This window comes from Pseudoduganella sp. (assembly GCF_041914865.1).
Taxonomy (GTDB): Bacteria; Pseudomonadota; Gammaproteobacteria; order Burkholderiales; family Burkholderiaceae_D; genus Rugamonas.
Window position 1 is genome coordinate 36,710 of the sequence record NZ_JAYSCO010000040.1, and the last position, 15,226, is coordinate 51,935.

The 15,226-nt window shown below is 63.0% G+C and carries 16 protein-coding genes; all 16 read right to left on the bottom strand.

From position 1 onward, the window contains the following. Positions 1 to 99 precede the first annotated feature (99 nt). Entirely contained in the window at positions 100 to 408 is a 309-nt protein-coding gene (locus tag ACE3TQ_RS17985) for a ComEA family DNA-binding protein (protein ID WP_374583663.1), read from the bottom strand. 99 nt (positions 409 to 507) lie between these two features. Next, entirely contained in the window at positions 508 to 1,476 is a 969-nt protein-coding gene (locus ACE3TQ_RS17990) for an OmpA family protein (protein ID WP_374583664.1), read from the bottom strand. Positions 1,477 to 1,550: 74 nt separating this feature from the next. Further along, positions 1,551 to 2,480 carry a D-glycero-beta-D-manno-heptose-7-phosphate kinase gene (gene rfaE1, locus ACE3TQ_RS17995; RefSeq protein ID WP_374583665.1) on the bottom strand — a complete coding sequence of 310 codons (930 nt, stop codon included), beginning with the start codon at positions 2,478 to 2,480 and terminating at the stop codon, positions 1,551 to 1,553. Positions 2,481 to 2,484: 4 nt separating this feature from the next. Continuing rightward, complete coding sequence (gene lapB, locus ACE3TQ_RS18000; protein WP_374583666.1) at positions 2,485 to 3,660, bottom strand: lipopolysaccharide assembly protein LapB; 1,176 nt, start codon at positions 3,658 to 3,660, stop codon at positions 2,485 to 2,487. 7 nt (positions 3,661 to 3,667) lie between these two features. Continuing rightward, a complete protein-coding gene (locus ACE3TQ_RS18005; RefSeq protein ID WP_374583667.1) occupies positions 3,668 to 3,973 on the bottom strand; it encodes a lipopolysaccharide assembly LapA domain-containing protein in 306 nt (101 codons plus the stop codon). A 261-nt stretch (positions 3,974 to 4,234) separates the two neighbouring features. Beyond that, entirely contained in the window at positions 4,235 to 4,540 is a 306-nt protein-coding gene (locus tag ACE3TQ_RS18010; protein ID WP_028100433.1) for an integration host factor subunit beta, read from the bottom strand. A 16-nt stretch (positions 4,541 to 4,556) separates the two neighbouring features. Beyond that, positions 4,557 to 6,233 (bottom strand): 30S ribosomal protein S1, encoded by a 1,677-nt coding sequence (gene rpsA / locus ACE3TQ_RS18015; RefSeq protein ID WP_374583668.1) that lies wholly within the window; start codon positions 6,231 to 6,233, stop codon positions 4,557 to 4,559. Between the two features lie 68 nt (positions 6,234 to 6,301). Beyond that, on the bottom strand, positions 6,302 to 6,973 hold the full coding sequence (cmk, locus tag ACE3TQ_RS18020; protein WP_374583678.1) for a (d)CMP kinase: 672 nt from the start codon (positions 6,971 to 6,973) through the stop codon (positions 6,302 to 6,304). Positions 6,974 to 7,112: 139 nt separating this feature from the next. After that, a complete protein-coding gene (gene aroA / locus ACE3TQ_RS18025; RefSeq protein ID WP_374583669.1) occupies positions 7,113 to 8,444 on the bottom strand; it encodes a 3-phosphoshikimate 1-carboxyvinyltransferase in 1,332 nt (443 codons plus the stop codon). Positions 8,445 to 8,453: 9 nt separating this feature from the next. Beyond that, positions 8,454 to 9,452, bottom strand: a complete 999-nt coding sequence (locus ACE3TQ_RS18030; protein ID WP_374583670.1) for a prephenate dehydrogenase — start codon at positions 9,450 to 9,452, stop codon at positions 8,454 to 8,456. Next, positions 9,445 to 10,563, bottom strand: coding sequence for a histidinol-phosphate transaminase (gene hisC, locus ACE3TQ_RS18035; protein WP_374583671.1), 1,119 nt, complete (start codon positions 10,561 to 10,563; stop codon positions 9,445 to 9,447). The genes ACE3TQ_RS18030 and hisC overlap by 8 nt, the downstream gene beginning before the upstream one ends. A 21-nt stretch (positions 10,564 to 10,584) precedes the next feature. Then, the gene (pheA, locus tag ACE3TQ_RS18040) at positions 10,585 to 11,658 is read right to left on the bottom strand and encodes a prephenate dehydratase (RefSeq protein WP_374583672.1); all 1,074 of its coding nucleotides are present in this window, start codon (positions 11,656 to 11,658) and stop codon (positions 10,585 to 10,587) included. Positions 11,659 to 11,738: 80 nt separating this feature from the next. Continuing rightward, a complete protein-coding gene (gene serC, locus ACE3TQ_RS18045) occupies positions 11,739 to 12,821 on the bottom strand; it encodes a 3-phosphoserine/phosphohydroxythreonine transaminase (RefSeq protein WP_374583673.1) in 1,083 nt (360 codons plus the stop codon). 11 nt (positions 12,822 to 12,832) lie between these two features. Continuing rightward, positions 12,833 to 13,348: a DUF2059 domain-containing protein gene (locus ACE3TQ_RS18050; protein ID WP_374583674.1), complete on the bottom strand. Its 516-nt coding sequence runs from the start codon at positions 13,346 to 13,348 to the stop codon at positions 12,833 to 12,835. 10 nt (positions 13,349 to 13,358) lie between these two features. Further along, positions 13,359 to 13,904 (bottom strand): DUF2059 domain-containing protein, encoded by a 546-nt coding sequence (locus ACE3TQ_RS18055; RefSeq protein WP_374583675.1) that lies wholly within the window; start codon positions 13,902 to 13,904, stop codon positions 13,359 to 13,361. Between the two features lie 86 nt (positions 13,905 to 13,990). Further along, a partial coding sequence (locus ACE3TQ_RS18060; protein ID WP_374583676.1) for a DNA gyrase C-terminal beta-propeller domain-containing protein occupies positions 13,991 to 15,226 on the bottom strand: 1,236 nt, incomplete at its 5' end.

Here is a 15,226-nt window from a genome sequence, read left to right on the forward strand (position 1 = left end):
AGGCAGGCGTCCCACTCCAGGTTGAACCGAACCATCCGAATCCATCTTAGCGCCGCTCCGGCGGGATGGCAAACGGAATGCGGCGCCTGCCGCCCAGGCTCACTTGCGCGCGGATTCCTTACGTGGCGCCGCCGCACCATCGCGCGCCTTGCCGTTCACCACCAGGCCGGCTTCGGACAGCTTGATGGCATTCTTCTCCCCAATCCCCTTCACCCGTTGCTCGAAGTCAGCCCAATCCTTGAACTCACCCTTTGCGCGCTCGCTCATGATGGCCTTGGACTTGGCCGGGCCGATACCCTTGACGCTATCGAGCGCTGCCTGGTCGGCCTTGTTGACGTCAACCTGGGCGAACGCCATGCCCATGCAAGCCACCAGCGTGGCGACGGCGAGTAGCAGTTTCCTGATCATGATTGCCTCCAAAAGTGGACGCGAGACGACCTCGCCCAGCCACAACGCCGCGCACGCCAGCCGGCTGACAGCGGCGGCACGGCGTTTGAGGCAGATCAATCAACGCACAACTAATTCCACACGACGGTTCCTGGCGCGCCCTTCCTCGCTGGCATTGTTCGCCACCGGTGCCAGGTTGGCCACGCCGCGCGGCAGCATGCGGCTGGCAGCGATGCCGTGCTTGCCGGCCAGCGCATCCACCACGGCCTGCGCCCGCTTCTGCGACAGGGCCAGGTTGGCCTCGAATTCGCCCTGGTCGTCGGTGTGGCCGACGATAAAGACTTTCAGCGCGGGGCTCGCCTTGAGCGCCTTCGCCATCTGCTCCAGCTGCTCGGCGGACTGTTCGCGGATCACCGCCTTGTTAGTGTCGAACGTCACGCCGTACAGCGCCACTTTGCCATCGCGCTGCAAGCCCTCCTGGATGGCGCGCGTATCGACCGTCACCTTGCCGCCTTCCAGCACGGCCGGCTCGATGATCTGCACGAACTGGCGCACGCGCTGGTACTCGCTATGGTCGCTGATTGCGACTTGAACATAGGTGTTGCCGCCCGGCCCAGGTTTGGCGGCACTGACCAGGTGGAAGCGCGGCTGGTTGGCGCTGTTGAAGACGCTGCTCACGTGCGCATCGAACGACTTCCACGTGGCCTCGCGCGGCAGTTCCTGCACCAGGTGCTGCACCCTGGCCTTCTCGCACTGGTCTGTCTCGCAGGCGTACAGGATTTTAAAGCCGGCGGCAGTCAGCGCCTGCTGGTAATTGCGATGGACCTCCAGCGCGCTGCGCCCCTGCGGCCCCCAGTAGAAGCGGTTCGCGACCTTCCCCTCGACCTTGCGCAAGGCCGGCTTGCTCGCCTCCAGGTCGACGATGCGCGCGTGGCCCATGTTCTCGCCGCCATACATGTACAGCATGGAGCCCTCGTAGCGGCGCAACAGCGGATGATCGCTGCCGCCGGCGATATCTTTGGTGAAATTCGGTTGAGCGCTGGCTTGCAAGGACAGACCCGCCAGCAGGGTCAGGAGGATGGCGCGCATGGCAATCAATCGTAAGTGGATGGATTGCCAATATAGCAAAAGCCGGCCGCGCACGCGGCACGGCTGGGCCCGTGTCAGCCGGGGAACAGTTCTTCGCGGGTAACGGTGGCGGTGCCGAGCTTGCCGACCACAATGCCGCCGGCGCGGTTGGCGGTTTCCACCGCTTCCTGCCAGCCGGCGCCGGAGCCGAGCATGGCGGCCATGGTGGCGATCACGGTGTCGCCCGCGCCGGAGACGTCAAACACTTCGCGCGCGCTGGCCTGGACGTTGAAGATGCCGTCGCCGGTGAACAGGGTCATGCCCTCTTCCGAGCGGGTCAGCAGCAGCGCATCGAGCTGCAGTTCGCTGCGCAGGTTCTGCGCCTTGGTGACCAGCTGTTCTTCGCTGCTCCAGGAGCCGACAATGCGCTTCAGCTCCGACTTGTTCGGGGTCAGTACGGTGGCGCCTTTGTATGGGCTGAAGTCGTCGCCTTTCGGGTCGACCATCACCACCTTGCCGGCGGCGCGGGCGGTGGCGATCATCTCGGCCACGTCGACCAGTCCGCCCTTGTTGTAGTCGGACAGTACGATCACGTCGTACTCCGGCAGCAGGGTCTTGAACTGCACCAGCTTGTTGCGCAGGACGGCGTCGCTTGGCGGCTCTTCGAAGTCGATGCGCACCATCTGCTGCTGGCGGCCGATCACGCGCAGCTTGATGATGGTGGAGATGGCGTTGTCGTGCTTGAGGTAGCTGTGGATGCCACCGCCTTGCAGCAGCTGCTCGACTTCGGCGCCGGCTTCGTCGGCACCGATGATGCCGAGCAGGCCGGCGTGCGCACCGAGCGCGGCGGCGTTGCGGGCGACGTTGGCGGCGCCGCCCAGGCGGGCTTCGCGGCGTTCGATGCGCACCACCGGTACCGGGGCTTCGGGGGAGATGCGGCTGACGTCGCCGAACCAGTAGCGGTCCAGCATGACGTCGCCGGCGACCAGGATGCGGACTTTATCGAGTGCGGGTGCTTTGCTCATAGTCTTAATTCATTACGTTCAGTTCTTCGGTACGGCGCGGCGGGTAGGAATCCCAGCGGCTGCAGCCCGGGCAGTGCCAGTAGAACTGGCGCGCCTTGAAGCCGCAGTGGCTGCATTGGTAGCGCGCCAGCTTCTGCGTGTAGCCGTGCACCAGGTTCTTCACCATCGAGAGTTCGGACAGCACGGCGGCCGGCGCGTCCATCATGCGCGCTTCCAGCAGCTTGTCGAGGCCGAGCAGGGTCGGTGTGCGGCGCAGTTCGTCGATCACCACCTGCTTGGCGGCTTCCACGCCATCGAGCTCGATGACGGCTTTGAACACCACTTCCAGCAGGTCGATCGAGGAGGCCTGCTCCAGGTAGGACTTGAGCAGGCTGACGCCTTCCTGCGGGCGGCCGACCTTGCGGTAGGCGTCCATCAGGCGCGTCGCCACCAGCGCGGTGTGCGGCACCGATTGCTGTTCGACGCGGCGCCAGGTGACCAGCGCGGCTTCGGTGTCGCCCTTGGCCAGCTGCGCGTCGCCGCACAGGATGGTGGCGCGCACGCTGCTGCGGTCGGCCTGCAGGGCTTTCTCCAGCAGGGCTTCGGCTTCTTCCGGCTTCATATGCACCAGCGCGTCTTGCGCCAGCTCGCAGTAGAACTGGGAAATCTCTTTCTGGCGCGAGCCGGCGCCGGCTTCCTGCAGCGCCAGCGCGGCTTCGATGGCGCGCGTCCATTCCTTCTCGCGCTGGAAGATTTCCAGCAGGGCTTTGCGGCCTTGCACGGCGTAGGACGTGTCGAGCAGGCGCTTGTAGGTTTCCTCGGCGCGGTCCAGCAGGCCGGCTTTCAGGTAGTCCTGGCCCAGCTCATATTCGGCGTGGGCGCGCTGCTCGGCCGGCAGGTCGGGACGCGACAGCAGGTTCTGGTGCACACGGATGGCGCGCTCTGTTTCGCCGCGGCGGCGGAACAGGTTGCCCAGGGCGAAGTGCATGTCGGCCGTTTCCGGGTCCAGCTTGACGATCTCGATGAAGGAATCGATCGCTTTGTCGGGCTGGTCGTTCAGCAGGTGGTTCAGGCCGCGGAAGTAGCCGCGCGGCAGGGTGCGCGATTCGGAGACGACGGCGCGGATATCGACGCGTGCGGCGATCCAGCCGAGGGCGAAGAAGGCTGGGATGCCCAGCAGCCACCAGAGTTCAAAATCCATATTTTTCTTAGTGCTGGGTGTTGACGCTATCCGGCTGCGGGCGCTCGTTCACTTGCATGGCGGCCGTCTGCAGGGATTGGATAGTGGATTTCTGCTTGTTCGCTTCGCGGCGCTGGCGGAACAAGGTTGGGGTGAGCGCGAGGATGCTCAGGGCGGCGCCGGCTACGAAGAAGGCCAGCAGCATCAGCACCAGGGGGCCGCGCAGCTCGTAATTGAGGAACAGGTGCAGGTCGACTTCCTGCGTGTTTTTTAACGCAAAACCAAAGAACAGGACAAACAGGACAACGCCGATGGCGGTGGAGATTAATTTCATTGTCGGTTCCTATTTTAAAACCGGTAAACCAGGGTCTGACCCAAGGGTCAGACCCTGTCTGTTCGGCTGCCGTGGGTTGGGTTTTAGGCCTTTGATCTTCGACGAAAGTCAAAGGACTTAAACCCAAACCGTTTGCTGCGAGATCATAGAGGGTCTGACCCTTGCCGGATGGCCGTCCCGTCATACCCTGGTTTACCGGTTCTAAACAACAAAAAAAGGGGCAGGCAAATGCCCGCCCCCTTCATTCTACTAGCCAGAGACTCAATCCTCGATGATCGGTTGCCCGACCATCGCATCGACCCGCTCGCGCAGCTGCTTGCCAGGCTTGAAGTGCGGCACCCGTTTTTCAGGCACCATCACCTTGTCGCCGGACTTTGGATTACGTCCAATGCGCGGCGGCCGCGAATTCAGGGCAAAGCTGCCAAAACCACGGATCTCGATGCGCTGGCCGTCGGCCAAAGCGTTGGTCATCGCATCGAGGATGGTCTTGACGGCATACTCCGCATCCTTGGCCACCAGCTGGGAATAACGCTCAGCCAGGCGGTTGATCAATTCGGACTTAGTCATCTAAGTGCCCGGTAGATTAGTTCTTGTTGTCGAACTTAGCTTTCAGCAGCGCGCCCAGGCTGGTGGTGCCGGAAGCGGCGCTGGAGTCAGCGGCCATCTTCTGCATCACTTCAGCGGTTTCTGCGTTGTCTTTAGCTTTGATCGACAGCTGGATCGAACGTGCCTTGCGATCGATGTTGATCACCAGGGCTTCCACGGAATCACCAACCTTCAGGTGGGTGCCGGCATCTTCCACGCGGTCGCGGGAGATTTCGGAAGCGCGCAGGTAGCCTTCAACTTCTTCGGACAGGGCGATCACAGCGCCTTTTGGCTCAACCGACTTAACGGTACCGGTCACCAGGGAGCCCTTGTCGTTCATGGCTGCGAAGTTGTTGAATGGATCGCCTTCCAGTTGCTTAACGCCCAGGGAAACGCGCTCACGCTCAACGTCGATTGCCAGAACCACGGCTTCCAGTTCGTCACCTTTCTTGAACTTGCGCACGGCTTCTTCGCCGGACTCGGTCCAGGACAGGTCGGACAGGTGCACCAGGCCGTCGATGTTGCCTGGCAGGCCGATGAACACGCCGAAGTCGGTGATCGACTTGATCGCGCCCTTGACCTTATCGCCCTTCTTGTGGGTCATGCCGAAGTCGTCCCAAGGGTTGGCCTTGCACTGCTTCATGCCCAGGGAGATACGACGACGCTCTTCGTCGATTTCCAGGACCATGACTTCAACTTCGTCGCCCAGTTGAACGACTTTGTTAGGAGCCACGTTCTTGTTGGTCCAGTCCATTTCGGACACGTGAACCAGGCCTTCGATGCCCTGTTCAACTTCAACGAACGCACCGTAGTCGGTCAGGTTGGTGACTTTACCGAACAGGCGGGTGCCTTGTGGGTAACGACGGGACAGACCGGTCCAAGGATCGTCGCCCAGTTGCTTCACGCCCAGGGACACACGGTTCTTCTCTTGATCGTACTTCAGGACCTTAGCGGTGATTTCCTGGCCAACGGTCAGAACTTCGGACGGGTGACGCACACGACGCCATGCCAGGTCGGTGATGTGCAGCAGGCCGTCGATGCCGCCCAGGTCAACGAACGCACCGTAGTCGGTGATGTTCTTGACGACGCCGGTCACCACGGTGCCTTCTTTCAGGGTTTCCATCAGCTTCTGACGCTCTTCGCCCATCGAAGCTTCGATGACGGCGCGGCGGGACAGAACCACGTTGTTACGCTTGCGGTCCAGCTTGATAACCTTGAACTCGAGGGTCTTGCCTTCGAATGGGGTGGTGTCCTTGACTGGACGGGTGTCTACCAGCGAACCTGGCAGGAAAGCACGGATGCCGTTGGTCAGAACGGTCAGGCCGCCTTTGACCTTGCCATTCACGGTACCAACGACGATCTCGCCGGATTCCATTGCTTTTTCCAGTGCCAGCCACGATGCCAGGCGCTTAGCCTTGTCACGGGACAGGATGGTATCGCCGAAACCATTTTCCAGCGATTCGATGGCCACGGAAACGAAGTCACCTACTTTGACTTCCAGTTCGCCTTGGTCATTCTTGAATTCTTCAACAGGAATGAAAGCTTCCGATTTCAGGCCGGCGTTAACGATCACAAAGTTGTGGTCCAGACGCACGACTTCAGCGGAGATCACTTCGCCAGAGCGCATGTCTTGACGCGACAGGGACTCTTCGAAGAGGGCTGCAAAACTTTCCATTATTTATTTCCAGGTTAGCCAGTAAGGCCCGCGATATGCGGCTTCAACTGGGTTGAGGGTTGAACAAATTATTTGTGGGTGACAGCGGCCCACCATTTCAACACCTGTTCGGTCGCTTCATCAGCGTTCATTTCAGATGTATCGAGGAGGTGCGCACCCTCTGCCGGCGCCAGCGGCGCGATGGCCCGGTTCATATCCCGGTCGTCGCGTGCCTTCAAATCCATCAGCAGGTCTTGCATACTAGCAGAAATTCCCTTTCCGATCAATTGCTTATAGCGGCGTTCGGCGCGGGCTTCGACGGAGGCGGTCAAAAACACCTTTAATGGGGCGTGCGGGAAGATCACCGAGCCCATGTCGCGGCCGTCTGCCACCAGGCCTGGTGTCTTGCGGAAACTCAGTTGCAGCCCGTACAAAGCCTGGCGCACGGCGGGCAAAGCGGCGATTTTCGATGCCGTATTGCCAACTTCCTCGGCGCGGATGGCGTCGGTGACGTTTTCTTGCGACAGGTAGATGGCGTCGCCGGCGAAATGGATGTGCAGGTGCTCGGCCAGCTTGGCCAGCGCGTGCTCGTCGGTCAGGGGCGTTTCGCGGCGCAGGGCTTGCAAAGCTGTCAAGCGGTACAGGGCGCCGGAGTCCAGCAGGTGGAAGCCAAGCTTGTCCGCAACCTTGTGGGCTACGGTGCCCTTGCCGCTGGCGGTCGGGCCGTCGATGGTGATGACTGGGATGTTCGATGTTGGCATATGGATAATTTGAACCCGGGAAAGCCGGGTCAGACCCAAGGGTCTGACCCAACCACTGCAAGTGGCACTGACAGGGTCTGACGGGACGGCCATCCGGCTTGGGTCAGACCCTGGTTTACCGGGTTGGTTTAGCTAAAAGTTAAACGCTACCACGCTTCGCGATCGTCGCAAACGCGGTGAAGTACTCAGGGAAGGTCTTGGCCACGCATTTCGGGTCGTTAATGCGCACCTTGGTGCCCTTGCGGATGAAGCCATCCAGGGAAGCCAGCGAGAAGCACATCGCCATGCGGTGGTCGTCATAGGTATCGATCGTCGCCGGCAGCAAGGTGCGCGGTGCGGTAACCGACAGCCAGTCCGCGCCCTCCTCCACTTTGGCGCCCAGCTTGCGCAACTCGGTCGCCATGGCGCTCAGGCGGTCGGTCTCCTTCACGCGCCAGGAAGCGATGTTACGCAGCGTGGTGGTGCCCTCGGCATAGAGCGCCGCCACGGCGATGGTCATGGCCGCATCCGGAATATGATTGAAGTCCATATCCACCGCCTGCAGCGGGCCGGAAGCGCTGGCCTCGATCCAGTTGTCGCCCATGGTAATGGTCGCGCCCATGCGCTCCAGCGCCTGCGCAAAGCGCACGTCGCCCTGGATCGAATCGCGGCCCACGCCCAGCACGCGCACCGGGCCGCGGCCAATCGCGCCGGCAGCCAGGAAATAGGAAGCGCTGGAGGCGTCGCCTTCGACATGGATGGCGCCCGGACTCCGGTACACCTGCCCGGCCGGGATAGTGAACGAGGACCAGCCGTCCTGCTCCACCACGGCGCCGAAGCGTCGCATCAAGTTCAGGGTGATCTCGATGTAAGGCTTGGAAATCAGTTCGCCTTCCACCACGATGGTGACGGCTTGCTCGCGCGCCATCAGCGGCGCCACCATCAGCAGCGCGGTCAGGAACTGGCTCGACACGTCGCCGCGCACGGACAGCGTCTGCGCGGTGAACTGGCCGCTGCGGATGTGCAGCGGCGGGTAGCCCTTGTTCATCGTGTATTCGATATCGGCGCCGGCGGCATTCAGCGCATCCACCAGGTCGCCGATCGGGCGCTCATGCATGCGCGGCACGCCATGCACCTTGTAGTCGCCGCCGATCACGGCCAGCGCGGCGGTCAGCGGACGGATGGCGGTGCCGGCGTTGCCCATGAACAGGTCGGCGGTGCGCAGCGGCCAGTTGCCTTTCACGCCCTGCACCACGTGCACGGTGCTGTCGCCGTCGCGCTCTTCAGTCCAGTCGACGCCCAGTGAACGCAGGGCCGCCAGCATGACGGCGGTGTCGTCGGAGGCCAGCAGGTCGATGACGCGGGTTTCGCCTTCGGCCAGCGCGGCCAGCAGCAGGATGCGGTTGGAGATGGATTTCGAGCCCGGCAGGCGCACCGCGCCTTCCACGCGGGGCACCGGCAGCAGGTCGAAGTAATGCGGGTAGTCAGTCATGCGTGTTCCTTATTCTGCCGCCGCGTCTTTGGGCTGCGGCGGCTCGGCCGCCTCGATGGTTTCGATCCACTGCCGGCGCGCGCGCTGGGCGTTGGCGTAGACCGCTTCGAGCGCGGTGGCGTCGCCAGCGGCAAGGCTGGCGCGCAAACGGGTTAATTGTGCCAGATATGCATCCAGCTCGGTCAGGAGTGCGGCCTGGTTGGCGAGGCTGATATCGCGCCACATTTCAGGCGAGCTGCCGGCGATGCGGGTGAAGTCGCGGAAGCCGCTGGCAGCGTATTGGAACAGCAGGCCTGAGTGGGGCTTGCTGGCCACGTCATCTACCAGCGCGTAGGCCAGCAGGTGCGGGAGATGGCTGACGGCGGCGAATACTTTGTCGTGTTCTTCCGGGGTCAGGGTGTGGATGATGGCGCCGCAGGCGCGCCAGGCTTGGGCGACGCGTTCGATGGCCTCTGGCGCGTTGTCGGCCAGCGGGGTGATGACGGTCTTTTTGCCTAGGTACAGGTCTGGGATGGCGGCATCGGGGCCGTTGGTTTCGCGGCCGGCGATGGGGTGGCCGGGGACGAATTGGCGCACGCGTTCGCCCAGGGCGGCGCGGGCGGCTTCAACTACGTCGCTTTTGGTGCTGCCGGCGTCGGTGATGATGGTTTGTGCGTCGAGGTGGGGCTTGATCGCTGTCAGGATGCGGCCGGTCTGCGCCACCGGGGCGGCCAGCAGGATCAGGTCGGCGCCTGCCAGTGCTTCGCTAAACCCGGTGAACCGGGGTCTGACCCAAGGGTCAGACCCTGCCACTGCCGGCGCCGCAGACGGGGTCTGACCCTTTGGGTCAGACCCGGGTTTACCGGGGTAGGCCGCCGAGTCGATGATACCCAGCTCCAGCGCCCGCTCCAGGAACGCCTCGGAACGGTCGACACCAACAATATGCCTGGCTGCGCCAGCCCCCTTCAGCGCCCGTGCGAACGAGCCGCCGATCAGGCCGACGCCAAAGATGACAACCTTATTAAGCACGGTCCTCCGCCAGCGCCTTGCGCAGCGCAGAAATCAGCACCGCATTCTCCTGCGGCAGGCCGATGGAAATGCGCAGCCACTGCGGCAGGCCGTAGTTGCCCACCGGGCGGACGATCACCCCCTGCTTCAGCAGCGCCAGGTTGATGCGCGCGCCGGCCGCATCGTCGTTACCCACGCGCACCAGCACGAAGTTGCCGTAGGACGGCACATACTCCAGGCCCATGTCCTTGAACGCTTCCACGAACTGTTCGTAGCCGGCGGTATTGTTGGCGGCCGACTTTTCCAGGAACTCCTTGTCGTTCAGCGCCGCAATCGCAGCGGCCTGTGCCAGCGAGTTGACGTTGAACGGCTGGCGGATGCGGTTCATCAGGTCGGTCACTTCCGGCTGCGCCAGCGCGAAGCCCACGCGCAGGCCGGCCAGGCCGTAGGCCTTGGAGAAGGTGCGCGATACCAGCAGGTTCGGGTACTTCTTGACCCACTCCGCCGACTCGTACTGGTCTTCCTTCTTCAGGAATTCGTTGTAAGCCTCGTCCAGCACCACCACCACATGCGCCGGCACCTTCTGCAGGAAGGCCTCGATCTCGGCGCCGGTCACGAAGGTGCCGGTCGGGTTGTTCGGGTTGGCGATGAACACCAGCTTGGTGTCCGCCTCAATCGCGGCAGCCATGGCGTCCAGGTCGTGGCCATGGTTCTTGGCCGGCACCACGATATGGCGCGCGCCGATGCCCTGGGTCGCCAGTGCGTACACGGCGAACGAGTACTGCGAGTACACCACCGACTGGCCGCGCTCGACGAAGGCGTGGGCGGCGATTTCCAGGATGTCGTTGGAGCCGTTGCCCAGGGTGATCCAGTCCATCGGCACGTTATAGCGCTTGGCCAGCGCGGTCTTCAGGTCGAAGGCGTTGGCGTCCGGGTAGCGGCCCAGTTCCGCGGCGGCAGCGGCCATGGCCTTCTGCGCCGATTCCGGCACGCCGAACGGGTTTTCGTTGGAAGCCAGTTTGACGATGTTCTCTTCCTGCAGGCCAAACTCGCGCGCCACTTCGGAAATCGGCTTGCCCGCCTGGTAAGGAGCGATTGCGCGAACGTATTCAGGGCCGTAATTCTTGGACATGTTTCTAATCTCTTATAAAGGTCAGGTGAGGCTGGTCGGGTAGGAGCCCAGCACTTTGAAGAAGGCAGCATTGTCCTTGAGTTCGGCCAACGCCTTTGCCACGGACGGGTCTTGTACGTGCCCTTCCACGTCTACATAAAAATAGTACTCCCAGGTGCCGATGCGGGCCGGGCGCGATTCGAAGCGCGTCATCGAGACGCCATGCTTGGACAACGGCGCCAGCAGGTGGTACACCGCGCCGGCCTTGTTCGGCACCGCCAGCACCAGCGAAGTGTGGTCCTTGCCGGACGGGTTGGTCTGCAGGCTGCCAATCACCACGAAACGCGTGCGGTTGTGCGGGTCGTCCTGGATGTGGGCGTGCGTGACGCCCAGGCCGTACTGCGCGCCGGCGTGCTCGCTGGCGATGGCGGCGATGGTCGGGTCCTGGCCCGCCATGCGCGCTGCTTCGGCATTCGAGGCCACGGCGCGCCGTTCGATGTTGGGGAAATTCTGGTTCAGCCACACCTGGCACTGGGCCAGCGCCTGGGAGTGGGCGCAGATCACCTGCACGCCGTCCATGCTGCCGGTCTTGGTCATCAGGCTGTGGTGCACGGCAATCGCGATCTCGCCGCTGATCAGGCATGGGGTGGCCAGCATCAGGTCCAGGGTGCGGTTGACCGCGCCTTCGGACGAGTTCTCGACCGGGACCACGCCGAAATCGGCGGTGCCGGCTTCGGTGGCGCGGAACACTTCGTCGATGGAGGCGCACGGCAGCGCTTCAATGGCGGTGCCGAACTGGGCGTACACGGCCTGCTCGCTGAAGGTGCCGGCCGGGCCGAGGAAGGCCACGGTGACGCGCCGTTCCAGCGCGCGGCAGGCGGACATGATTTCGCGGAAGATGGTCTGCACTTCGCGCGCGGCCAGCGGGCCCGGGTTGCGTTCGGCGACGCCGCGCAGCACTTGCGCTTCGCGCTCGGGACGAAAGACGGGGGCGTTGGTTTCGGCCTTCACATGGCCGACTTCCTGCGCCACTTTGGCGCGCTCGCTCAGCAGCGCCAGGATTTGCGCGTCGATCGCATCGATCTTCTCGCGGAGGGGTTTCAGTTTGTCTGTCATTCGTTTGCGTTCGCTTGATGCTGCTGCTTAACCCGGTAAACCTGGGTCAGACCCAAGGGTCTGACCCTGGCTTACCGGGTTTAGCGCCCAGCAAATTCGTTCAGGTAGTCGACCAGCGCTTGCACGCCCTCGATCGGCATCGCGTTGTAAATCGATGCCCGCATACCACCGACGGACTTATGGCCCTTCAGCTGCAATAGCCCGCGCGCTTTCGCGCCGGCCAGGAATGCTTCGTTCTGCGATTCGTCGCGCAGGTAGAACGGGATGTTCATGCGCGAACGGTAGTCTTTTGCGACGCGGTTCTGGTAGAAGTCGTCGGCATCGAGCGCTGCATACAGCAGCTCGGCTTTCTCAATATTACGCTTTTCCATGGCGGCTACGCCGCCCTGTTTCTTCAGCCACTGGAACACCAGGCCGGCAATATAGATGCCGTAGGTGGGCGGCGTGTTGTACATCGATTCGTTGTCGGCTACGTTCTTGAAATCGAACGCCGATGGGCAGAACGGCAGCGCCTTGCCGATCAGGTCATCGCGCACGATGACCACGGTCACGCCGGCCGGGCCGATATTCTTTTGCGCGCCGCCGAAGATGACGCCGTACTTGCTGACGTCCACTGGACGCGACAGGATGTGCGAGGACATATCGGCCACGATCGGCGTATCGCCCTGCACGGTCGGCACGAAGTTGTACTCGACGCCGTCGATGGTCTCGTTGGTGCAGACGTGCAGGTAGGACGCGCCCGGGGTCAGCTTCCACCCGGACTGGTCAGGCACGCGGTCGAAACCGGTGGCCTGCGACGACGCCGCCACGTTCACGCGCGCATAGCGCGCCGCCTCCTTGATCGACTTGGACGACCAGGAGCCGGTCTGCACGAAATCGATGGTGCTGTCGGCGCCGCCGCACAGGTTCATCGGCAGCACGGCATTCTGCGACAGGCCGCCACCCTGCATGAACAGGATGCGGTAATTGTCCGGCACCGCCAGCAGCTCGCGCAGGTCGCGCTCGGCCGCGCGGTAGATCGAAATGAATTCCGGACCGCGGTGGCTCATCTCCATCACGGACATCCCACTGCCCTGCCAGTCCAGCATTTCAGCGGCCGCCTGTTGCAGCACTTCCTTAGGCAGCACGGCCGGGCCGGCGGAGAAATTGTAGATGTTCGCCACTTCCAGACTCCTTACTTCGTTTGTTCGATGATGCGCTTGGCGCGCTCCTGCGTCAGCTTTTGCGCAACCTGGGCGCTGTCCGCCATCAGCTGCGGCATGACCTGCAGCGACTTCTTGCCGGCCGGACTGCGGTAGAAGGCGGTCAGCGCCTTCACGTCCTCGGCGGTGAAGTGGCGCGCGTACATTGGCACCACCTGGTTGTACAGTTCATCGACCAGTTTAGGATCGTTCAGCTCTTTCTGCAGGGCGGCGGTGATGGCCGGCATGCGGCGCTCCACGTTTGCCAGTTCCGCCTTGCGCTGGTCGTCGTTCAGCTTGGGATTGTTGCGCACCACCGCCTCGGCACGCAGGCGCAGTACCTGCGGCAGGGCCTTGGACATATTCTGCATCGACGCAGCCATGCTGCTGCGGGCATTGGTCGCCTCCATCAGTTCGCGCACCGCGGCCTCGCTGGGCGGGGCGGCGTGGGCGCAGGTTGCGGCGGCAAACACGGCGGCGGATACGGCGGCAAGCACAAACTTTTTCACTGCTGACTCCTCAATTCGATTTGCGGAACTGCTCCATGGCTTTCTGGATGCGCGGCGCGGTCAATCGCTGGCCGATCGCCATCGACTCCGCCATCACCTGCGGCATGACCTGCAGGCTCTTGGTGCCCAGCGGGGAGCGGTAGTAGGCGGCCATTTGCTTCAACTCGTCGGCGGTGAAGAAACGGGTGTACAGGGTCGTCATCTCCGCCTCCATCTCCACCACCAGGGCCGGGTCGAACATGACCTGGGCCAGCATTTCGGTCACTTTCGGCATGTCGGCGTCCAGCTTGGCCAGGCGCTCCTTGCGCTGCGCATCGGTCAGACGCGTGTCCGCATTGAGCGCGGCCTCGGTCTGCTGGCGGATGATGCCCGGCATGGCCTTGGTCATTTGCCCCACCATCGCCGACCAGGTGGCGCGGTAATTCATCGCATCCAGCACTTCACGCACGGCGGCTGCACTGGCTGCATTCGCGGCTGGCGCCGGGGCGGCATCGGCGGCAAAGGCGCCATGGGCAAACGCGAAACAAGCCAGCAGGGATACAACGATTTTCTTCATTACTTATTTGTTTTTTGATTTTCAGGGGTTTAAAAAACTAACGGGCCCGGCCTGATTGCTCAGACAGGGCCCGTTGCGGGTCAGCCTTATTCGGCTGCTGCGCCGCCTTCCGCGTCTGCCTCGGCCTCCGGCTCGTCGGCGTCGGCTTCGACGATGCGTTGCAGGCCCGAGAGCTTGGTGCCGTCCTCCACCGCGATCAGGGTCACGCCCTGGGTGGCACGGCCCATCTCGCGGATCTCCGACACGCGGGTGCGGATCAGCACACCGCCCGTGGTGATCAGCATGATCTCGTCGGTCTTGGTGACCAGGGTCGCCGCCACCACCTTGCCGTTACGCTCGGAGGTCTGGATGGCGATCATGCCCTTGGTACCACGGCCGTGGCGGGTGTACTCGGTGATCGGGGTACGCTTGCCGAAACCGTTCTCGGTCGCGGTCAGCACCGACTGCTCCTCGTTCTCCGCCACCAGCAGCGCGATCACGCTCTGGCCCTCTTCCAGGTTCATGCCGCGCACGCCGCGCGCGGTGCGGCCCATCGGACGCACATCGTTCTCGTCGAAGCGCACGGCCTTGCCGGCGTCGGAGAACAGCATCACGTCGTGCTGGCCGTCGGTCAGCGCGGCGCCGATCAGGAAGTCGCCCTCGTCCAGGTCGACCGCGATGATGCCGGCCTTACGTGGATTGGAGAAGTCCTTCAGCGGGGTCTTCTTCACGGTACCCAGGCTGGTCGACATGAAGACGTAATGGTCTTCCGGGAAGGTGCGGTTTTCGCCAGACAGCGGCAGCACCACGGTGATCTTCTCGTTGTCCTGCAGCGGGAACATGTTCACGATCGGCTTGCCGCGCGAAGTGCGCGAGCCTTGCGGCACTTCCCACACCTTCAGCCAGTACATGCGGCCGCGGTTGGAGAAGCACAGGATGTAATCGTGCGTGTTGGCGATGAACAGCTGGTCGATCCAGTCTTCATCCTTGGTCGCCGCCGCCTGCTTGCCGCGGCCGCCGCGCTTCTGGGCGCGGTATTCGGACAGCGGCTGGGCCTTCATATAACCCATGTGCGACAGCGTCACCACCATGTCCTGCGGCGTGATCAGGTCTTCGGTTTCCAGGTCGGTCGCGTTGTTCTCGATGGTCGAGCGGCGCGGATCCTTCTCACCGAATTCCAGCTTGGAGGCGTTCAGTTCATCGGTAATGATCGCGGTCACGCGGGCCGGCTTGGACAGGATGTCCAGCAGGTCGGCGATCAGGGCCATCACTTCCTTGTACTCGTTGACGATCTTGTCCTGTTCCAGGCCGGTCAGGCGCTGCAGGCGCATTTGCAGGATTTC